General features: G+C 41.1%; 14 protein-coding genes. 6 read left to right on the top strand and 8 right to left on the bottom strand.

The features are described from left to right. Positions 1–57: 57 nt before the first annotated feature. Positions 58–885, bottom strand: coding sequence for a hypothetical protein (locus tag Aru01_RS00070; protein ID WP_016656044.1), 828 nt, complete (start codon positions 883–885; stop codon positions 58–60). Between the two features lie 334 nt (positions 886–1,219). Between Aru01_RS00070 and Aru01_RS00065 the strand changes: the two genes are divergently transcribed. The 4 genes from Aru01_RS00065 (at position 1,220) to Aru01_RS00050 (ending at position 5,365) form a co-directional block, all read left to right on the top strand. Then, complete coding sequence (locus Aru01_RS00065) at positions 1,220–2,686, top strand: cytochrome ubiquinol oxidase subunit I (RefSeq protein WP_016656043.1); 1,467 nt, start codon at positions 1,220–1,222, stop codon at positions 2,684–2,686. Beyond that, the gene (gene cydB, locus Aru01_RS00060) at positions 2,679–3,683 is read left to right on the top strand and encodes a cytochrome d ubiquinol oxidase subunit II (protein WP_016656042.1); all 1,005 of its coding nucleotides are present in this window, start codon (positions 2,679–2,681) and stop codon (positions 3,681–3,683) included. Before Aru01_RS00065 ends, cydB begins: the two co-directional genes overlap by 8 nt. A gap of 82 nt (positions 3,684–3,765) precedes the next feature. Next, positions 3,766–3,888, top strand: a complete 123-nt coding sequence (locus Aru01_RS00055; RefSeq protein WP_370736874.1) for a DUF2474 domain-containing protein — start codon at positions 3,766–3,768, stop codon at positions 3,886–3,888. 76 nt (positions 3,889–3,964) lie between these two features. Continuing rightward, positions 3,965–5,365, top strand: coding sequence for an aminotransferase-like domain-containing protein (locus tag Aru01_RS00050; protein WP_016656040.1), 1,401 nt, complete (start codon positions 3,965–3,967; stop codon positions 5,363–5,365). A gap of 64 nt (positions 5,366–5,429) precedes the next feature. On the opposite strand, the gene Aru01_RS00045 is transcribed toward Aru01_RS00050, so the two are convergent. Further along, positions 5,430–6,074, bottom strand: a complete 645-nt coding sequence (locus Aru01_RS00045; protein WP_016656039.1) for an ArsR/SmtB family transcription factor — start codon at positions 6,072–6,074, stop codon at positions 5,430–5,432. 99 nt (positions 6,075–6,173) lie between these two features. Here Aru01_RS00045 and Aru01_RS00040 point away from each other — a divergent pair, with 99 nt between their 5' ends. Continuing rightward, positions 6,174–7,583, top strand: coding sequence for an MFS transporter (locus Aru01_RS00040; protein WP_016656038.1), 1,410 nt, complete (start codon positions 6,174–6,176; stop codon positions 7,581–7,583). A gap of 135 nt (positions 7,584–7,718) precedes the next feature. Then, positions 7,719–8,603 carry an aromatic amino acid DMT transporter YddG gene (yddG, locus tag Aru01_RS00035; protein WP_040331259.1) on the top strand — a complete coding sequence of 295 codons (885 nt, stop codon included), beginning with the start codon at positions 7,719–7,721 and terminating at the stop codon, positions 8,601–8,603. A 159-nt stretch (positions 8,604–8,762) separates the two neighbouring features. Here yddG and Aru01_RS00030 read toward each other — a convergent pair whose 3' ends face one another. From Aru01_RS00030 to Aru01_RS00005, 6 genes are all read right to left on the bottom strand, one after another. Further along, positions 8,763–10,577, bottom strand: coding sequence for a glycerophosphodiester phosphodiesterase (locus tag Aru01_RS00030; RefSeq protein WP_162183591.1), 1,815 nt, complete (start codon positions 10,575–10,577; stop codon positions 8,763–8,765). Between the two features lie 474 nt (positions 10,578–11,051). After that, complete coding sequence (locus Aru01_RS00025) at positions 11,052–13,466, bottom strand: glycerophosphodiester phosphodiesterase family protein (protein WP_016656035.1); 2,415 nt, start codon at positions 13,464–13,466, stop codon at positions 11,052–11,054. Between the two features lie 201 nt (positions 13,467–13,667). Continuing rightward, positions 13,668–15,110, bottom strand: a complete 1,443-nt coding sequence (locus Aru01_RS00020) for an efflux transporter outer membrane subunit (protein WP_016656034.1) — start codon at positions 15,108–15,110, stop codon at positions 13,668–13,670. After that, positions 15,107–18,244: an efflux RND transporter permease subunit gene (locus Aru01_RS00015; RefSeq protein WP_016656033.1), complete on the bottom strand. Its 3,138-nt coding sequence runs from the start codon at positions 18,242–18,244 to the stop codon at positions 15,107–15,109. Before Aru01_RS00015 ends, Aru01_RS00020 begins: the two co-directional genes overlap by 4 nt. Then, complete coding sequence (locus Aru01_RS00010; protein ID WP_016656032.1) at positions 18,241–21,345, bottom strand: efflux RND transporter permease subunit; 3,105 nt, start codon at positions 21,343–21,345, stop codon at positions 18,241–18,243. Before Aru01_RS00010 ends, Aru01_RS00015 begins: the two co-directional genes overlap by 4 nt. Further along, positions 21,342–22,033: efflux RND transporter periplasmic adaptor subunit (locus Aru01_RS00005; protein ID WP_042111022.1), on the bottom strand; the 692-nt coding region annotated here is incomplete at its 5' end. The genes Aru01_RS00005 and Aru01_RS00010, both read right to left, overlap by 4 nt.

The following is a 22,033-nucleotide window of genomic DNA, read 5'->3' as shown; positions in this document are numbered from 1 at the left end:
TCTATCGCAGTTAACGTTACAGCACAAAAAAGCAGTTCATCGTGTATTAAAATCTGACTATGCTTTGAGTTGCACAGATTGCTGTTTTGACTGTAGATGATTTTGCAAACGGGTCTGCATGAATTCACCATATACAGAGAGTTTTTCATAGATATGCTCTGTATAAAACATATCATCAATCAAGTGTTGTAATTGTTGATCACGATAATCAACACAACCATGCAATAACTCAGCATTAAGTCTGGCAAACTGCTGACAAAGTTCGCTATAACACGTGTCCTTGTTTTTAAATAACAGCTTACGAAAATTTAATGGTGCATCTATTTGCAGATTATCTAAGGAAGCTGTAGACAATACCTTGATTTTGATTTGGAAAAACTTTTCCAGTTCTGCACATTTTTGTTGATCAATCTCCAAGGGGCTCAGCAAAAATATACTGGAAATATCCGAACGACATAACGCTTTCACCAAAGCCAAATGCAGAAAATCAACATCAGATAAATCATCTGGCATCAAATCAATCACCAGATTCAAAGCATCTAATGCTTCAAAATCTTGTCTAAACTGTTTTGCTTCAGCCTGATAATATGGATTAAATACATCTAATACCGCAGCTGTTGCAGGCGTACTGTAAATAACCTTTTGATTGAGATTGGCCAATACAAAAGGTGCAAACAAATAAGCCAAACTCGCATGATCCCGTGGAATCGCAGTTTGAATAATCGTATGGGTGTTGGCTTTGGAGAAATTGCGTAATACTTTTGAACGCAATAACGTGGCCTCAATATTAACATATTGCTGCTGTAATATACTGTAGATTGAATTGGAAAAACGCTCCACGCCTAATATTTCAGCTATAGCATTTAACTGTGTCGTCACAAACATGTATTTACCCTTTATTGTCAGTCCATTTTTAATCAATTGTCTGAACGATGCACTGATTGAATGACTATTCTGCAATAAAAATCTTAGGGGTTATAGCAACAAATACTGTAAAAAAAAATATAACAGATCGAATCTGTTTTTATAAATCTGTTATAAATTTTCGCTAATTTTCTGTATCTACTCAAACCATGTTTTGCACTGCACTATTTAAATAATATTTTAACTCGGTAGTGATGATGAAACGATCTACGCGTTTAAAACTGATTATTGAGCAGCGACAGTGTTCTACAACTGTGCTCACTACTGCAGTAAATACTAGCTTGGGGAGTTGCACATGAGTTTGGGTTTAACCGCCTTAGAATTGGCACGTATTCAATTCGCTTTTACAGTTTCTTTTCATATTATCTTCCCTGCCACCTCAATTGGTTTGGCATGTTTTCTTGCGCTTTTAGAATGGAAATGGTTACGTACACAAAATCCAGTCTATCGCGATCTTTTTAAATACTGGATCAAAATCTTTGCCATTGCATTTGGTATGGGTGTTGTTTCAGGCGTTGTTATGAGCTATCAGTTTGGAACAAACTGGAGTGAGTTTTCCCGAATTGCAGGGAGTATAACAGGGCCTTTACTCACCTATGAGGTATTGAGCGCATTTTTCTTAGAAGCAGGTTTTCTTGGCATTATGCTTTTTGGATGGGGCCGAGTAAGCCCTAAGGCACACTTTTTTGCCACACTGATGGTTGCAGTGGGGACATGTATTTCCATGTTTTGGATTTTGTCTTCCAACAGCTGGATGCAGACCCCTCAAGGCTTTAGCATCGTAGATGGTTTAATCGTCCCAACAGACTGGTGGGCAATTGTCTTTAACCCATCTTTTGCCTATCGCTTTGCCCATATGGCAACTGCTGCCTTCTTGGTGTCATCACTGTTGGTCGTTGCAACTGCAGCTTGGCACTTATTTAAAGGACGCCGCGATGAATTAGTGAAAAAATCCTTTTCACTAGGTTTATGGATGGTTCTCGCCACCTCTACTTTACAAGTGGTGCTCGGTGATTTACACGGTTTAAATACTCTAAAACATCAGCCTGCAAAACTTGCTGCGATCGAAGGTCATTGGGAAACCAATCATGATCATGGTATGCCCCTATTATTATTCGCTTTACCAGACATGGAAAACGAACGCAATAATTTTGAAGTCGGTATTCCAAATGTAGGCAGTATCGTTTTAACCCATAGCCTTGAAAGAAAAGTGACTGGATTAAAAGACTTTCCTGCTGCTGATCGTCCTAATGTTCCGATTGTATTCTGGAGTTTCAGAGTCATGGTTGGTCTAGGTGTACTTATGCTGTGTATGTCTTTACTTGCCCTATGGCTGAGAAAGACGGGCCATTTATATGACAGTTCATGGTTCCACCGCTTTGCGATCATTATGGGGCCGAGTGGATATATTGCACTATTGGCTGGTTGGGTCACGACTGAGGTTGGACGTCAACCGTGGTTAGTCTATGGTGTCTTAAGAACCAATGAAGGTTTATCGCATAGTGTAAGTGCTGATCAAGTTGGAATTAGTCTGATTATCTTTGTCTTGGTGTATACCGTAGTATTTGGTACGGGTATCTACTATATGTTTAAGATCATGCATACAGGCCCTGTATTTTTACAAGAACCCGCAACCGATCTACCAGACCGCTTTAAAACTGCACGTCGTCCATTAAGTGCTGTCGATGAATCTATTGAACATGAAGATGTTGAAACGACCAAGCCGACACAAAAACAGCACAAGGAGAACCCGCATGATTGATTTAGCTTTGGTTTGGGTCGGTATTATTGGCCTTGGCGTACTGATTTATGTCATCTTAGATGGTTTTGACTTAGGGATTGGGATTTTATTTCCATTCATTAAAAAGCAACAACAACGTGATGTCATGATGAATACAGTTGCTCCTGTTTGGGATGGTAATGAAACTTGGATGGTGCTTGGTGGTGCTGGATTATATGCCGCCTTCCCATTGGTCTATGCAACTGTGCTTTCTGCATTATATATGCCGATTATGCTCATGGTGGTTGCGCTGATCTTTCGTGGTGTGGCCTTCGAGTTTCGTTTTAAAGCGAATCGCAGCAAGTATCTTTGGGATCACGCTTTTATCTGGGGTTCTGTGGTATCGAGTTTTTTGCAAGGTGTGATTCTGGGTGCATATATCCAAGGCATTGAAACTACAAATGGAATCTACAGTGGCGGCACACTTGACTGGTTAACGCCATTTAGTCTATTTACTGGTTTGGGCGTGGTGGTGATGTATGCAGCTTTAGGTTGTGGCTGGTTGATTTTAAAAACTGAAACTGGGCTGCAACAACGTATGTATCAGCTCATGCCAAAATTAATCCTACTGTTACTGATTATCTTTGCAGGTGTGAGTTTATATACTCCATTTACCCATCCTGAGATTGCGCAGCGTTGGTTTAGTTTGCCAAACTTGTATTACTTTAGCCCAGTACCCGTATTGGTTTTAATCTGCGTTGCATTGATTCTATCGGCATGTAAAAAACGCCTCGAAGTGCAGCCTTTTTTGTATACACTTGCCTTAGTATTCTTAGCATTTACAGGTTTCGTGATTAGCTTATGGCCAATGATTATTCCCCCGTCAGTGACTATTTGGCAAGCTGCATCACCAGAATCTAGTTTAAAATTTACCCTCGTTGGTGCAGTAATTTTTATCCCGATTATTATTGCTTATACCATTATGGGTTACTGGGTATTTAGAGATAAAGTTCGTGTTGGTGATAGTGGTTATCACTGATCTAAACCCGATTAAATCTAGAGTGGTAGATTTATTACTGCTCTAGATCAAGCAATGAATGAAATAAATTGGAGATGCTATGTTGCACAAACGACAGTTTAATTTGAGTTCCATGCAGTGGTTTGTTTTATTATGGATCGTCGGTTTTGTTGGTTTAGCGATTATTGCTGGATTATTTAAAATCATGCTGTACTTTGCATATTAACCTTTAATCTTTACTCAGCTTCTTGACCTATAGGTATTTGACCTATAGGTTTTATTTATTTGATCGTGGATTTTCTATGTATAAATCTGAACAATTGGCCAATAGCTTAAAACGACTGATTCAAAATGGCACTTGGAAATTTCACGAAAAATTGCCTTCTTTACGTCAACAAGCCAATCAATCTGGATTTAGCCTGATCACGGTAATGAACGCCTATCAGTCACTTGAAGCTCAAGGGCTCATCTATTCCAAAGAAAAATCAGGTTATTTTGTTGCAGGCCCTAAAGCTTCTGCAGCCGATCCACTCGACTTAACCATCAATGATCATATTGAAATTAACTCAATTGTTTTTAAATATTTGAAATCGACACAATCTGATCAAATCATTCCTTTCGGTTCAGCTTTTCCTGACAGTCAGTTGCTTTATTCACCTAAATTGATTCAAACCATGGGGCAACTGGCACGACAAAAACGCAGTTATGATCAAACACCGAGTTTACCTCCCGGACATTTTGCACTCAGACAGTGGATCGCACAGCGTTACTGTATGCAAGGCATACAAACGGACCCGTCCGATATAGTCATTACCTCTGGCGGATTAGACGCACTGAATCTCTCGCTGCAAGCACTTACTCAACCAGGCGATTATATATTGCTACAGGCCACTATATTTTATGGGGCTTGGCAAGCCGCGGAACGTCTGGGTCTCAAGGTCATCAGTATCCCTGAACACCCTGAAGATGGTATTGACCTTGAGGCTTTTGAACAAGCAGTGCAAAACTACCCGATTAAGGTCTGTTTACTCATGCTTAATAGCCAAAATCCGATTGGCTATACTGTAAGTGATGAAAATAAATATAGATTAGCCAAACTACTTCACGACTATCAAATTCAACTGATTGAGGATGATGTCTATGAAGAGCTCTACTACGGCTCCAAAAAACCTTTACCGATGAAGTATTTTGATCAACAGAACCTCGTACTACACTGTTCTTCCTTTTCTAAAACTTTAGGTGCAGGTTTTCGTATCGGTTGGGTGCATGCAGGAAAGTTCTCCGAATCAATTCAACATTTACAGTTGATGAGCACCTTATCGGTTAACTCATTTATTCAAAATGCCCTTACAGAATATTTAAGTCATCGTCATTATGAAAAGCATTTAAAAACGTTACGTAGCGCACTACAACGCTATAAAAAACAGTTTTACCAATACCTCAAAACTCAACTTCCAACAAGCTGTAAGATTCATTACTACCCTTCGGGTTATTTCCTATGGATTGAGCTTCCTGTACAGATCAATAGTTTGAGTATTTATGAGGGATTAATTCAACAAAACATCGGTATTGCACCCAGTATCTTGTTTAATACCCTAGAGGATCAACAGCATCACATTCGAATTAACTGTTCGTTTGAACTCAATGACCAGTTAAGAGAAGCGCTCAATCAATTGGTTGTACTGATTAAACAATTGGAATAACACAATGAGCGCATGCAAAGTTACACCTTAATATCTAGCACTGGCAAGGATGCCTGCTCAAACCCTAAGATGAAATGGATAATCCAGCAGCTTGCCATCCCGGAAAACCATCAGGAACACGGCAAACTTCAAAGCCATATTGCTTCAATAAAGCCACCGCATTAATCGATAAGACACAAAAACGACCACCACAATAAGTAATAATTTGCGTTGATTTAGGTAGTTCAGCTAAATGTGCATTTAACTCTTCACAAGGAATATTTACAGCACCGGGAATATGTCCTGCTTGGTAATCTTCTTTAGAGCGTACATCTAATAAATAAGCACCGTCTTCGAGTTTCTCAATCAATTCAGCAATCGAAACGCCTTCTAGTTGTTTTGGGTAATGAATACCGTTGTAGATCAATGTCTTGATTTCATTATTTTGAAAAGATAAAAAATTGCGTAACTCCGCCAAAATATTTGCTATTGGCCCATCTCCAATACGATAAATAATATTTTTACCTTGACGTCGTGTAAGAACTAAACCCACCTTTTTCAGATGTTGTAAATGCTGTGAAGTATTGGTAATGGATAACTCTGTTAGCTCCGATAACTCTTCAACCGAATATTCCCGAATAAATAATTGTTGTAGTAAAGCGAGACGATGTGGATGTCCAATCGCTTTCGCGATATCGGCAAGATGATTTAATTCAAGCGTCTTATTCATTTGTATTGATGTACACATTAACAAAATATGGGTTGCCTAAAATATAGCACAGCACTATCATTCCATCAATCAATGGAATGTTTGATCATAGGAGCCAAGATGAAACAGGAGTCAGCCGTACAACCCTCATGGGGAGACTTGCTTAGTGGTCCAAATGGACTCAAGTCTTTAGCACTGGCAGGTGGTGTTGCACTTCATGCTATTAATATTTATGTGGTCACCACCATATTACCGACCATCATTGATGAAATTGGTGGTTTACAATTTTATGCATGGAATACCACTCTCTTTGTGATTGCTTCCATCGTAGGCTCAGCACTCGCAACAAAATTGCTGCAAAGCACTCAACCTAAAAGTGCTTATCTCATTGCTTTATTGGTATTTTCTATTGGTTCTACCCTATGTGCGCTGGCAGAGTCCATGCCATTTTTACTCATTGGTCGGGTAGTACAAGGTTTTGGTGGAGGAATATTATTTGCCTTAAGTTATGCACTGATTCGTATTGTTTTTACTGAAAACCTTTGGGCACGTGCAATGGCTCTCGTTTCAGCAATGTGGGGGATCGCAACTTTAATTGGTCCTGCCATTGGTGGTATTTTTGCTCAAATGGGAGACTGGCGTTTAGCATTTTGGATCTTATTACCTGTCAGCTTAATTTTAGCCCTTATCGTCAACGCTCAATTCAAACAAACTACTGAAAAATCAAATACGGCACAACAGATCCCCATTGTATCCATTACGCTTTTGGTGCTCTCTGTATTGTCCATTTCAGTCGGAAGTCTATCGCCAAAACTAGAACTGAATATATTAGGTATGGTGGCAGGATTGGTCTTCGCAGTTCTCATCGCAAAAATTGATAGTAAGGCCGAACATAAACTACTTCCTACAGGTGCATATTCGCTTTCTACTCAACTGGGTGTGTTATATGCGCTGATGTGTTTATTAGTTGCTGCACTCACCACCGAAATCTATGTTCCCTATTTCCTACAAATTATTCATGGTTTTTCTCCGTTAAGCGCAGGTTATATGACAGCCATGATGGCAGGTGGTTGGACCTTAGCGGCAATATTTAGTGCAGGTCGCAGTAATAAAACCATTGATAAATTTGTTCGCTTTAGCCCACTTATCATACTGGTTGCATTAATTTGCTTAGCCATCCTCAGTCCTCGCTCAAGCTGGAGTGATAATGGATTGGGGATCTTGGTATATTGCATTATTTTAGCTGCAGTGGGCTTTGGCATTGGTTTAGCATGGCCACATATTCTCACCCGTGTTTTTTCAGCTGCAAAATCTGGTGAAGAAACCTTAGCTTCATCATCTATCACTACAATTCAACTCTACGCAACAGCACTCGCAGCAGCACTTGCGGGTATAGTCACGAATATTGCGGGTCTAACATCACCTGGGGGTGTTGAAGGTGCACGTACTGCAGCATTTTATCTATTTGCGATTTTTGCAGTTACCCCTGTACTGGCCTTACTTTTGGCATCAAAAATCAAAAGTCAATAAACCCATTTGATCTAAGTAGCATGCGTGTCACGCTGCTACTTTTTTGCACTTTCTTGATTATGTTATTTTTAATTTTGCTTAAATTTACCTACTATAGCGATTGAATCTTAATAATGAACAAATTACATGGGTGTAATCAGCACAAATAAAGCAACTTGGATCGGTTTAACTGCCATTGTGTTATGGAGTTTGATCGTCGCTTTAATTAAGGAATTAAGTCAATATTTCGGCCCTGTCGCTGGGGCAGCATTAATCTATAGCCTAGCCTCAATTTTTCTACTCTGCTCATTTGGCTGGACATCCATCAAATCTTTCCCGATCAAATATCTGGTATGGGGTAGTATTTTATTTGTAAGTTATGAAATCTGTCTTGCACTCTCTATTGGTTATACAAAGACCAATCGACAAGCGATAGAAGTTGGTATGGTGAATTATCTATGGCCAACCGTCACCATAATTTTTTCTGTGTTATTTAATCGACAAAAAGTCAACTGGCTGATTGCACCAGGTCTTGCCTTGTCTCTCATCGGAATTTGTTGGGTATTGGCAGGAGACCAAGGTTTTAACCTACAAAGTATATTACTCAACATTCAAGATAATCCATTAAGTTATCTTTTGGCTTTATTGGGGGTATTGCTGTGGGCTGGTTATTGTACGATCACTGCTCGTAGCGCGGAAGGCAAAAATGGGGTGACTTTATTTTTTATCTTGGTCTCGATTGTGCTTTGGGTGAAGTGGTATTTTGCTGGTGATTTTTCTTTACACTTCGAGCTTAACTCAGTGCTCTATTTAATCGCAGCAGCATTTGCAATGAGTATGGGTTATGGTGCTTGGAATATTGGTATTATGCATGGAAATGTAACCTTGTTAGCGGCAGCATCATACTTTGTACCCGTGCTTTCAGCTGTCGCTTCAGTTTTTATTTTAAATACATCTTTAGGTTTAAGTTTTTGGCAAGGTGCTCTGATGGTCTGTTTAGGTGCTTTACTGTGTTGGATCGCCACTAAAGCAAAAACCTAAGCTGTAGCAACTCAAACTTATCTCTCGATACAGCAATAATTAAAATTCAATAAATACGAAAAATACTATGATCAATAAAAAACTTAATTAACATGAATATCATAGGTATCCACACGACGATGTATAGATACCTATGCTTTTTTTACCAAGCGGGAGTTTTTACTGTACGCCTTCAGAGGCTGCTTGCAATAATTCCTCAGTCGGTGGTTCACTTACAGTGACCTTAATTGGTGCTGTAAAAATAGTATAACTATGACTACCATCTATACTATAACGATACCCTGGCATAACATAAGCTGTGCCTGGACCAATATAACGGATATGATCTGCATCACGATAAATCGCCTGCTGACTTGAAAGTAAAATCAGTTGATTCGCTTCAGCAAGTAATGTTTCACCATTTTGTTGAGTCAACTGCAGTTGAAACTGTAGCGGCTCACCAACATGTATTTTGCGCTCATTCACGTCAGTTGCAGCGATATCAACGACATATTTCGATGCAAACTGACTATAGTCGGTTGTTAATCCATTAATACCCGTTATGTAGTAGTTTTTAAAGATTTTTTCATCGCGGAAAGTCCAAGGCCAAAAAGTAATTCCTCGATGTTTGGCCACATCAAGTAAGGCCGGCGTAATATTGCCATAACTTGAGTTAAAGGTAGATGCATGGCGCTGTGTCACTTCCATCAAGTTTTTCACATCTGTATGTACATCATTACTTTTAGGCACATGACCCGTTAAATAACCAGTGGTATATCCAGGCAATTGATGTTTCATTCGTTTTATTTGCGCCACGTTAAAAGAAATAGCCACAACCTGATCTTCAATCGAATATTGTTCAATCTCTTTTTTAAGTTCAGTGATTAGGTTTGGATTACCACTTTTAATTTCAACAAAGTGCACCATGCGCTTATTGTCTTTAAACGTTTGGAAATATTCAGCTAAAGTCGGCACTTGATGGCCGCGATGGGTCGAAAGTTTTTTCACCTCAGCCAAGGTCATTTGTTCAATAAAGCCCTTACCATTGGTTGTACGATCCACCGTTGGATCATGCATAATCACCAAGTGATTATCTTTGGTGATATAAATATCGTTCTCTACAATATCGGCACCTAAAGCAACTGCTTTTTTTGCACTTTCTAAAGTATTTTCATCTTCTAAACTTGGAACACCTCGATGACCAATCAATAAAGGTTTACGCAATAACGTTGGATTGGGCATTGCAGCTAATATATCTATATATGGCGCACTGTCAGTGGTGATCACTGCATTAAGTCCTGCCGTTAAAATCTTAGCTGCAAAGGCAAAACCACCTGCATGACTTTCGCCCCAAACGCTCAGTAAGCGCTGCTGTAAAAAAGCAACATTTTCTTTATTAATCAAATATGAGGGTAAAATAACTATACGAGCATACGCTGCATTGGTTCGATGTAAGATATTGGCCAAGTCCTGACGCTCAGCACCAAGTTTCTTGGTCTGACTCAGATCTAATACAGTGCGACTGTTTGGCAACATGACATGAATCTTACGCAGTAACTGCTCATCACTCGATCTTAGACTAATATCAGATAGATCAATGTCATTGGCGATCGCCACTAAAGATTTGAGTGTTTCTTCATTTTTAATCGTTAATAATGGAATAGTTCGCCGTGTAGGATCAGTTAAAAACTGCTGTAAAGTTCCATGTTTTTTACCTTGTTGATCCAGCAGGTTTAACTTCGCATCTAAGGAAAATGCCCATTGATTCGCAGCATTGCTTGTTAAATCAGTTTTTGCTGTCACGACCTGTACAATACTTGGTGCCAACGCAACAGGCATACTTTCATTTTGTACACTAACCACAGGCTGATCAGAAACATACTGTTTTTTCTCAATATGTGTCTCGGCCAAAGCTGCAACGTGATTAGGTAGTGCAAGTGCTGGTTTTTTTGCATTGCTTTCATGACATCCACTTAAACCCCAAAGTGTTGTCAAAGAGAGTGCTAAAATTGAAATTTTACTATTGAAAATCATGTTTTTGAATTTTAAACCACTCTATATAAATCTTCTTAAAGTCCACAAACAGCAGTAAATCAGTGTACTACTGTGATGTATTTCAAAATATACATAAGAAAATTAAGCAAAACCAGAAAAAAGATAACGAATTAACAAAATGTTGATCGAGCAGGCCAAGACATTTTTAATGGTGAAGGGTGATGAAGAAATTTAAGCCGTTAAGCAAGAGTACACATGCGCTCTTTGATTTATACTCAATTTTGATCATGCGATTTCATCTATTCTCTGATGATCGTCCCCTCATCTGACGTTGTCTTTTAATTTTTCTTATAAAATTGACTCGATCGTCTAAATGATTATTTCATCATTTTAAAGCTGTGCATTACTTATCGTAGATAAAAGCACCAAACATCCCGTTTTATAAACGAGATGTTGGTAAGGATCAAATATACGTTAAGGAGCTGTGACCGTTACTTTCACGGGTTGAGTGAAAATCGTATACGCATATTGACCATCGATATTGTACTTATAACCAGGAATGACATAGGCCGTTCCTGCTGTTTTATAGCTAATCGTACCGCTATTGCGATGACTCGCTTGCTGACCTGACAATACAATCAGCTGGTTTGCATCTGCTTGTAATTGCTGCCCTGTTTGCGTAGTCAATGTACTTGGCAAACGCAAAGCTTGACCAACTTTTAAGTTGGCTGTTGTTGCAGTTTTAAGATCGACCACATAGTTACTGGCAAATTGACTATAGTCTGTAGTCAAGCCGTTGACACCTGCAACATAATGACGCTTAAAGCTGTCCGCATCACGATAAGTCCACGGCCAGAACGTCAGACCACGATGCTTAGCTGACTCAAGTAAAGCTGGTCGTAGATTGCCAAAACTTGGGTTAAAGGTAGACGCATAGCTCTGCGTTACCCCCATGAGTTTTTTCACATCTTTTAAGATGTTATCAGTCTTAGGTACATTGCCAGTCAGAAAACCTGTTGAATACTGTGGCAAGATATTCTTCATACGCTTGATTTGAGCAGTATCAAATGAAATCGTGACCACCTGATCTTGAATCCCGTACTGCTCAATCTCCTTTTTCAACTGCGGCACAATTTTTTCATTGCTACTTTTGATCTCGATGAAATGTACGACATTTTTATTGTTTTTAAAAGTTTGGAAAAACTCAGCCATGGTGGGTACTGAATAACCCTTATCTTTGGTCTTTAATGCTTTGACCTCAGCCAATGTCATTTCTTCAATCAAACCTTTGCTGGTCGTCGTACGATCAACTGTGGCATCATGCATAATCACCAAGTGGTTATCTTTGGTGATATAAATATCATTTTCAACTGCATCGGCACCTAACTCTACTGATTTCTTTGCGCCCTCTAAAGTATTTTCATCTTCTAAACTCGGTACACCACGATGCCCGACAACCAACGGTTTACGCAATAAGGTGGCGTGTGGCATGGCAGCTAATACGGTATTGTACAAATGACTCTGTTCGGTGAGCACGCCATTTAGACCAGCCACCAAAACTTGTGCGGCTGCTTGCATATTATTGGCTTGGCTCTGTCCCCAAACGGTCAATAGACGCTGTTGGAGATAGGCAACATTCGGTTTATTAATCAAGTGTTCAGGTAAAATGACAATACGTGCAAAAGATCGATTGGTTTTAAATACAATCGCCTGTAAATCTTCACGGCTACTGCCCCATTGGCTGGATTGGCTCAAGTCCAATACTGTACGTGCGCTTGGTACAAGGCCATGTGCTTTACGTAATAATTCTTCATTATCAGAACCTAGACTGATGTCAGTTAAATCAGAAGTTTCAGCAATCGCTGCGAGTGCATTGAGTGTCGCTTCATCTTTAATGGTAAGCAATGGAATCGTACGGCGCTGGGTGTCTGCCAAGAATTGTTGCAAGCGACTGTGTTTTTGACCATTTTGATCAATTAAGTTGAGCTCGGCATCGAGTGTAAATGCCCACTGACTAGCACGATCAGCGTATAAATTGGTTTTATTCGTTACCGTTTGAATAATCGTTGGAGCAATAGATGCCTGCGTACCTGAATCTTGAACGTTCACAGCAGCGTTATTGATACTTGGTAACTTCTCTAATTGTTCAGTCACTTTAATGCTATCCACGCGCATTTCTAAACCAGCAGTAGATAAACCAATCCCGCCTTGTAACTGTTGTGTCGACATTTCAACATCATGCAGTAAAGCACCATTTAAATATTGGCGTACACGATTGCCTTGTACAATCACCGTTGCAGTATAAGTACGTTTAGGATCAATATCTTCGGTATATGGTGCTGCTTCCATTACGTTCCATTGATTATTTTCACGTAAAGCAAACTCAGTACCATTGTTCGCAGTTGCAGCAGAGCGAATTGCAAATTGATAATAAGGATTGGGGGTTGTATTTGCCTGTGCAGCATTGGCTCGATAGATGACACTGCCCCAACGTCCGCTGTTATTTGCATTTAAATAAGTAAACTCTACATCTACGCGGTAGTCAGTATATTGCTGAGTGTGTTCTGGCAACATCACCGTAGTCATTTGCGTACTATGATTGCGCCCATCAATATATAAACTTCCATCACGTACTTGCACTGTGCCAGGATTATTTTCAATGACTTTCCATCCTGCCGGCAGTGCTGTCAGGTTTTCAAAGTTCTCAGCAAATAATTGTTTGGGTTTTGGTAATACTTCATCTTCAGGCACGGCTTCACCGCTGTCTGTGCCTTCCCCTGGTACAGTTGGCACCTCAGGTTGATTTGAACTTTGGTCGCTATCGTTGTCATTACATGCAGTCAAAGTCAAAACACTGATAATTGAGAGTGCTAAAATCGAATATTTCATAAACAAATCTTATGTTCAGCCTAAATGACCCTACACAATAGGTTGAAGCTATTTCATTAATATTTAAGATTTTTTACAGTATTCTGACGAGAAGCTTAAACGTGATACAGCTCTCAAAATTTAAGCAAAAACCCCAGATCTGTTTTAAACCAGTTCTGGGGGCTTTATTTGCTAGTCAACTCTATCTACACAATCATTGTGCTAAGACCATTGTCCTCCCAGCGCAGCAATTAATTGTGCACTTTGACTGACTTTTGCATAATCCAACTCTAATAAAGCCTGCTCTGCCTCAAGGCGACTGTTCTGAGAAGCAACAACTTCTAAATAACTGACTAAACCAGCACGGTATCGTTGCAACACCATCTGTTCATTAGCCAATGCTAAATCCAAAAGTTGTTGTTGTGAAATGCCTTGTAAACGTAAATTTTCAGATTGGTACAACACATCTTCCACTTCTTTCCAAGCATTTAACACTGAGTGTTTATACCCAGCCAACTTTTCCTGATAACGAGCCTGTGCCTGATCAATCTCAGCCTGACGTTGCTTACCATCGAATACTTTTATTGCTGCCCCAACGCCCACTGACCAGAGTAAGTTCGGTGATTGAAATAATTGCTTTAAAGTCTGACCATTGAGCTGTTGATCAAGGCTAATCCGAACATCGGGCAACCACGCCGTTTCAGCAAGACCAAGCTCTGCATGTACATAAGCCAATTGGCGTTCAGCATGAATAATATCAGGTCGCTGACCCAATAATACGCTCGGTAATTGTGTTGGAATCTGCGGTAGTTTCCAGCGATGGGCTTGTTTGCTCAGATGGAAGTCAGTTACGGCTTGTCCCATTAAAACTGCTAAAATATTTTCCTGTTGAACGCGCAATTTCTTTTGCTGCAAAATAGCTATTTCTACACGTTTAGTTTGGCTTTGCGCTTGAACCAAATCAACCTTAGCTAAAGCACCTGCCTGATATTGATGCTGTAAAATCTGCTCAGAACGGCGATAACTGGCTTGAGTTTGCGCCAATACGTCCAACTGTAAATCATGTAAGCGTATTGCCCAATAGGCTTGTACTGCAAGGAGTTGTTGCTGTAATTGCACAGCGGCTAAATCTGCTTGTGAAGCAGCCACATTGGCTTGTTGTCCCTCAGTTGCTTTGGCAATCCGCCCCCATACATCAGGTACCCAACTTACACTCAATGCAGTTTTTTGCTGTTCACTCGACGAAATATGACGGCCCCCGCTTCGGCTGCTGTCAGCTGACAAATTAAACTTAGGTAATACTTCGGCATCAGCGCGTTCAAGTACGGCATAGGCTTGTCGATAGCGTGCTGCTGCCTGTTGAATATCTAAGTTTTCTTGATTTAAACGTTGTAGTAATTGATTGAGCACAGGATCTTGATATAACTGCCACCATGAACTGGCAGTCGAACTCACCTTAGACGTCTCTACCCAATTTAACTCAGCATATTTATAACGCTCAGGTAAAGTTAAACTTGGTGCGGTGTAACTTGCTGGTTTAACCACGCGATCAGACTGGCATCCCATTAACAATAACAGCACTGCGCAAAGTGGCAGCTGCCGTAATTGAAACCATGAAGATGCGGTCGATCTATCAGATAACGATGATCGTTGTGTAAATGTCATATGCTTTTCCCTCGCTGCGGTTTAAACCGAATGAGCCAATGCTTTAAATACTGACCCATACGATCCAAGCAGACATAAATCAACGGTGTTAAATAAAGTGTAAGACATAAACCAAACAGCATGCCAAACACGATGACAAGCCCTAATGGCTGTCGTAGCTCGGACCCTTCACCTTGACTCAAAGCCAAAGGAACAGCAGCCAAGATCGCTGCTGTATTGGTCATCATAATTGGACGAAAACGCTGTTTTGCTGCGGCCATAGCAGCAGCAATTGCACTTTTGCCTTGGCGCTGTTCACGCAGTGCAAAATCAACCATGAGGATGGCATTTTTCACCACGATCCCCATCAGCAAAAAGAGTCCTAATAGTGCAATCAGGCTTAATGACAAATTAAACAGCCATAACACCAATAAAGCACCGAAGGCCACAGCAGGAATCGCCGATAAAATGGTGAGTGGATGCAGTACACTTTCGTAACTTACCCCAAGTAAGATATAAATCATGATGAGCACCACCAAAAGCAACATCGCTGTACTAATATTGGACTGCAGGCTCTGTGCCTGAGTATCTTGATCTGTACTAACAAATATCGAATTCGGTAGCATTAGTTCAGCTAAGGTTTCTCGAATCGCAGTATCAGCCTCTGCTGGAGTGAAATCGCTTTTCACCACATAACCAATACCTGTCGCGGCATATTGATTGCGTCGATATACTCGATCACTACTGGTTGCATAATTCCAAGTCGCAAAATCTGTCAAAGCAATATGTTCACCATTTTGATTGGGTATCTTGACCTGTGCTAGGGTCTCTGGATGTTCACTGAAACGTCGATCAACCTCCATAACTACTTGGAACTGACCTGTTTCTTGATAAATCGTAGAAATTTGTCGTTGGGCAAAAGCATTATTGAGCACACTCGCAACTGCTTGTAGATCAACCCCTAATCGCTTTGCTGCTTCACGGTCTATCTGTAGTTGTACATGTTGTATACCTTCGTCTCCAATACTCTCAACGTCTTCTAGTTCTATGCGTTTTTTCATTGCCTCAGACACACGCGGTGCCCAAGTCTTTAAGAGTCCCACATCATCAGACTGAAGTAGTAATGTAAAGGCTTGAGCATCAGCATTACCAAAAGGATTATTTAAGCGCAGATCTTGCTCTACTCGTGCTGAAAAAACTGCACCAGCTTGCCATGAAGCATTTTTCTTAATTCTTTCAACAATTTGCTGTGTTGTTAATCCTTCACGTTCAGCTTTGGGTTTAAGTTTAAGCATAAAAAAAGCATTACTATTACCAATCGAAGCGCCAGATAAGCCCACAATATCTGCAACCGCTGGGTCTTTTAACACCTCCGCGGTGAAGGTCGCAATTTTGGGCTGCATCAGTTGAAATGAAAAACCATCATCACCACGGATAAAGCCTTCAATTCGGCCGCTATCTTGTTCAGGCAAAACCTCTTTTGGCAAAGTCTGATAAAGATAAACAGATGCAGCAATACTTGCCCCCCACAGTAAAAACACCACATAAGCATGGCGAAACAACCACACCAATGAGGCTAAATAAAGCTGATTTAACTGTTGTAAGATACGTTGACCTAAACCAGCCAATACTGTCCATCTTGATTTTTTTGCAACTGTGTTTGATGCAACCACATCGTTCTTGTCCAAACTTCGCATCGCCAAAGCTGGTGTTAAAATAAACGATAATAATAAAGACAAAAGCACGATAAAAATTAGACTAATCGAAAACTCGCGGAATAAACGCTCAATCACACCGCCCATAAATAAAACAGTCACGAAGATCAGTACCAAGACCAAATTCATACTGATCAGACTTGCGCCTACTTCCCGAATACCCAGTTGTGCAGCGACAAAAGGACGATAACCTCTTTCTCGATAACGTTGAATGTTTTCTAAAACCACAATGGCATCATCAATCACCAAAGCCAATCCCAATACTAAGGCCATGATTGAAAGATTATTGAGAGAAAAACCAGCCAAATACATCAGGCCGCAACTTGCGATCAACGTAATGATCATAATGAGGCTTGGCACCAACGCCATTTTTAATCGGCCCAACATTAAGGTCACCACCAGTAGAACCAAGAGCATCGAATACAACAAACTAAAACCTGCATCGACTAAACTTTTATGAATCAGTTCAGCACCATCCATCACGATTGTTAACTGAGTATCTGCGGGTAAATGCTGCTGTACTTCTGGAAGCTGAGCCTTGATCTGATCAATAGTTTTAACTGTATTGGCATTAGGTTGACGATTAATTTTAATCAACACTGCGGGTTTACCGTTATGAAAACCACTTACATATCGGTTTTCTACGGCATCATGTACCTCCGCAACATCCTTTAATCTGACCACACCTTGGGCTTGATGGACAATAATAAGATCAGCAAAGTCCGCTGCTTTTTCAAGTTCATTTGACAGCGCCAACTGCCAACGCAATTGGCCTTGTTCAACGATGCCAAGTGGTTCAATACCATGACTACGGCTAACCGCAAGTCGAACTTGTTCAAGACTGATCCCCCGCGCTAATAACTCATTCGGGTTAAGTACAATACGTACCGCAGGCATAGATGCACCATCTAGCTCAACGGCGCCCACACCACTGACCTGTGCTAAATTCGGCTGAATATGTTTTGTGGCCAAATGATATAATTCACCAGCCGAACGCTGCGGAGAACTCAACGCCAAATAAAAAATTGGACTTTGACTAGGATTCACTTTAAAAGCTTGCGGCGGGCTTGGCATAGCAGCAGGTAGCTGCGGCACTGCAACATTTATCGCAGCTTGCACCTCACGTGCAGCCACGTGAATATCGGTATCCAAAGCAAAGTGCAGCACCACTTGAGTCGAGCCTTGACTACTCGATGAGTTAATCGCTTTTACACCAGAAACTCCCAGCATAGCGCGTTCTAGCGGTGTAGCCACTGTTGCAGACATACTCTCTGGACTTGCCCCAGGCAAACTGGCTCTCACCACAATCGTGGGTATATCCACTTGTGGTAAAGCAGCAACGGGCAAGCGCCAGTAGCCCAAGGCGCCTAAAAGTAACATTGCTACAGCAAGTAGAGTACTGGCTACAGGACGTTTTAAAAATATACTCGCCCAATTCACAGCGCTGCCCCTGAGTCATCCTGCAATGCCTCTGCATGTGTGCTCTGTTGTTGGTAACGATCAAAAAACAGATAAACCACAGGCGTTGTAAACAAGGTAAGGACTTGACTCACCAGTAACCCCCCCACCATGACCAGACCCAAAGGTTGACGCAACTCAGCAGATGCACCTGTGGCTAACATCAATGGGATCGCGCCCACTAAAGCAGCTAAGGTTGTCATTAAAATAGGTCTAAAACGCATTAATGCTGCTTGATAAACTGCCTGCTCTGGACTAAGCCCCTGAGTACGCTGAGCAGCCAAGGCAAAATCCACCATCATGATGCCGTTTTTTTTCACCAGACCAATCAACAAGATGATCCCAATTAATGCAATCATATCCAGCGGATGATCGACCCAATACAAAGCCAGAAGTGCACCAATGGCAGCAGATGGTAGTGTTGATAAAATGGTCAATGGATGAATGAAGCTTTCGTATAAAACACCCAATACGATGTACATGGTAATAATCGCAGCTAAGATCAACCAAAACATTTGTGCCATCGAATTTTCAAAAGCAGCCGCAGCACCTTGTAAATGTAGCTGTACAGTTGCAGGCAATTCTAGCTGTTGCTCTACCTGTTTAATTGCTTTCAAGGCATCATCTAAAGCAACCCCTGGTGCTAAATTAAACGATAAGGTTTGAGCAGGAAATTGATCCTGTTGCTGAAGCATAATCGCAGCAGGTGCGACACTTATTTTTGCGACAGTAGACAATAAGATCGCTTGACCAGAAGCATTATGAATATAAATTCCTTTAAGACTGTCCAGCCCCTGCTGTAACGCTGGGTCAAACTCAAGCACGATTTGATATTGATTGGCTTGGGTATAACGCGTAGCAATCTGTCTTTGTGCATAAAGATTGTGTAATGCCGTACTTATTTGATCCAAGCTCAATCCCGCTGCGGCAGCCAGATCACGATTGACTTCAATATAAGCCTGTAATGCTTGTCCTGCACCTTCAGCACTCACTTGTTCTAAGGCCGACTGGCGACTTAAAGCTTCCACCACCTGACTCGACCAATGGTTGAGCAACTCATGATTCGGTGCAGTCAAACTCAGTTGATATTGCGTGCGACTGACCTTATCTTCTAAAGTCAGCTCTTGAAGTGGCTGCATCCAAACTTGTATGCCACTGATTGACTGCGCTTGCTGCTGCAAACGTATCATCACGCTTGCAATATCCTCACGTCGATCATGCGCTTTTAAATTGACCAGAATACGACCACTACTGAGTTTAGCTTGACTCGCATCAACACCTATATATGAAGATAAACTTTCAACTGCTGGATCAGTCAAGATCTGTTCAGCAACACGTTGTTGTCGCTGACTCATCGCCTGGAATGAAATATCATCAGGTGCTTGGGTAATCACCTGAATCACACCACTGTCTTGTACTGGGAAAAACCCCTTAGGAATCCAATAATATAAACAACCTGAAAGTACAAGACTCGACAACATCAAGAATAAACCGAGCTTTTGACGTGCTAACATCCAACGCAGTGCTTTAGCGTAATGTTCAATCAATCGATCTAAGTTCCACTTCGACCATGCGTTATGTTTATTCTGTGCCAATTGGTCAGGTGTTTTTTTCAGTAGATAAGCACACATCATCGGGGTCAAGGTCAGAGAAACAAGCAATGACAAGGCAATCGCTGCGGCCAAAGTTAAGGCAAATTCATGAAATAAACGCCCAACCACATCTCCCATAAACAACAGTGGAATCAACACGGCGATCAAAGATACCGTCAGAGAAATCAGGGTAAAGCCAATTTCTTTGGAACCTTTGAGCGCAGCTTGAAGCATGCTTTCACCTGCTTCACGATGCCTTGAAATATTTTCTAGCATCACGATTGCATCATCAACAACAAAGCCTGTGGCAATGGTCAATGCCATCAATGTCAGGTTGTTGATCGAGAAACCCAGTGCGTACATCAATAATAAAGTACCCACAATTGAGAGAGGTACAGCAATACTGGGGATCAGTGTGCCACTTAGGCTTTTTAAGAATAAGAAAGTCACCATCACGACAAGACAAATCGCAAAAAGTAATTCTTTTTGTACATCTTTTACAGAACTTCGAATACTTTCAGTACGGTCTGTTAGCACCCGAATATTGACACTTTCGGGTAGATTTTTTTGTAACTCAGGTAAAATGGCTTTAACTTGATCTGCCACTTGAATAACATTGGCACTCGGTTGTCGTTGAATCTGAATCAAAATAGCTGGTTTGCCATCAGCCCATGCTGCCATATAACGGTTTTCACTACTCTGGCTCACCTTGGCAACATCTTTTAAACGAATTGCAGCATTTCCCTGCCAACGTAAGATTAAATTTTCGTAATCTTCTATACGATGTAACTGATCGTTTGCATCAAGCATCGTGCTACGATATTCACCATCAAAACTACCTTTGGGCTGATTAGCATTACTTGACTGTATTACCTGACGCACAATTTCAGCATCTAGTTGATGTGCAGCCAGGGCTGTAGGATTGAGCTGTACTCGCATAGCAGGTCGTTGCCCACCCGCTAGACTCACCATGCCTACACCACTGAGTTGCGAGAGTTTTTGTGCAACCCGAGTATCAACCAAATCATAAATATTGGCCAAGTCCAAACTCTCTGAACTGACGGCCAATGTCATCACAGGAGCATCGGCAGGATTGACCTTACGATAAATTGGCGGCGTAGCCAGATCACGGGGAAGATGGCTTTGTGCACTGGTTAATGCAGACTGTACCTCTTGCTCTACCACACCTAAATCGGCCTGCAATTCAAATTGTAAGGTGAGCACTGAACTGCCCGTTGAACTTAGTGAAGATAACTGTCGCAGACCTGGGATTTTACCCAACTCCCGTTCTAAAGGTGCAGTTATGGTGCGCTGTACCGTATCAGGGTTGGCCCCCGCTTGAGCGGTATAAACCTGAATAATGGGATAATCAACTTGTGGCAGGGCTGCAACAGGCAACAAACGCCACGCCAGCAAACCACTGCACAGGAGTGCTAAAGTCAATAAGACTGTAGCAACGGGACGTTTAATAAAGAAAGCGGAAATATTCATAGTGATGCAGTAGTCACCTGTGTACTGGTTTTACGATCATCCTGAACCACTTGCACTTCTTGACCTTCACTTAGACGGTCTACACCTTCAAGTACTACACGCTCCTTTGCAGTCAAACCCGCCAAGATCTGAGTGTTGCCAGCAGCAACTTTGCCTAACTGTAACGTTCTAATCTGTGCTTTGTTTTCGCCATCAATAATATAAACATAACTGCCTTTGGCACCATGTTGAATGGCATCACTAGAGAGGGTTAAAGCATTGGCAATGTGTTCTGTATTTAAACGTACATTGACAAATTGATTAGGAAATAATGCATCATCTTGATTAGGAAACAATGCCTTAATTTGGATACTTCCTGTACTGACATCAATTTGGTTATCTAATGCACTGACTTGACCGACAGCCAATTGTTTACTGTCATCACGATCCCATAATGTGACCACTAGATTGTTTTGCTGTTTTCGCTGCTGACGAATTTGATCTAAAGCTGTCTGTGCTACAGCAAATTTCACATAGATTGGGCGTACTTGGATGATGCTCAATAGTCCTGTCGCTTCATTGGCCTGTACCAAGTTACCCGGATCTTTTTGCTTAAAGCCCACACGACCACTGATCGGTGCATAAATCTTACTGTAAGAAAGCTGTAAACGAGCACTATCCACTTGAGCCTGATTTGCTTTCACCTGAG

The organism is Acinetobacter rudis, assembly GCF_000829675.1.
Lineage (GTDB): Bacteria > Pseudomonadota > Gammaproteobacteria > Pseudomonadales > Moraxellaceae > Acinetobacter > Acinetobacter rudis.
The sequence above is the reverse complement of the archived record's forward strand: the minus strand, read 5'-3'. Positions and strand labels throughout refer to the sequence as shown.

Excerpts from the sequence above, each read along its gene's own strand:
- Aru01_RS00070 (WP_016656044.1), bottom strand. The coding sequence starts at position 885 with ATGTTTGTGACGACACAGTTAAATGCTATAGCTGAAATATTAGGCGTG.
- Aru01_RS00065 (WP_016656043.1), top strand. The coding sequence starts at position 1,220 with ATGAGTTTGGGTTTAACCGCCTTAGAATTGGCACGTATTCAATTCGCT.
- cydB (WP_016656042.1), top strand. The coding sequence starts at position 2,679 with ATGATTGATTTAGCTTTGGTTTGGGTCGGTATTATTGGCCTTGGCGTA.
- Aru01_RS00050 (WP_016656040.1), top strand. The coding sequence starts at position 3,965 with ATGTATAAATCTGAACAATTGGCCAATAGCTTAAAACGACTGATTCAA.
- Aru01_RS00045 (WP_016656039.1), bottom strand. The coding sequence starts at position 6,074 with ATGAATAAGACGCTTGAATTAAATCATCTTGCCGATATCGCGAAAGCG.
- Aru01_RS00040 (WP_016656038.1), top strand. The coding sequence starts at position 6,174 with ATGAAACAGGAGTCAGCCGTACAACCCTCATGGGGAGACTTGCTTAGT.
- Aru01_RS00025 (WP_016656035.1), bottom strand. The coding sequence starts at position 13,466 with ATGAAATATTCGATTTTAGCACTCTCAATTATCAGTGTTTTGACTTTG.
- Aru01_RS00020 (WP_016656034.1), bottom strand. The coding sequence starts at position 15,110 with ATGACATTTACACAACGATCATCGTTATCTGATAGATCGACCGCATCT.
- Aru01_RS00010 (WP_016656032.1), bottom strand. The coding sequence starts at position 21,345 with ATGAATATTTCCGCTTTCTTTATTAAACGTCCCGTTGCTACAGTCTTA.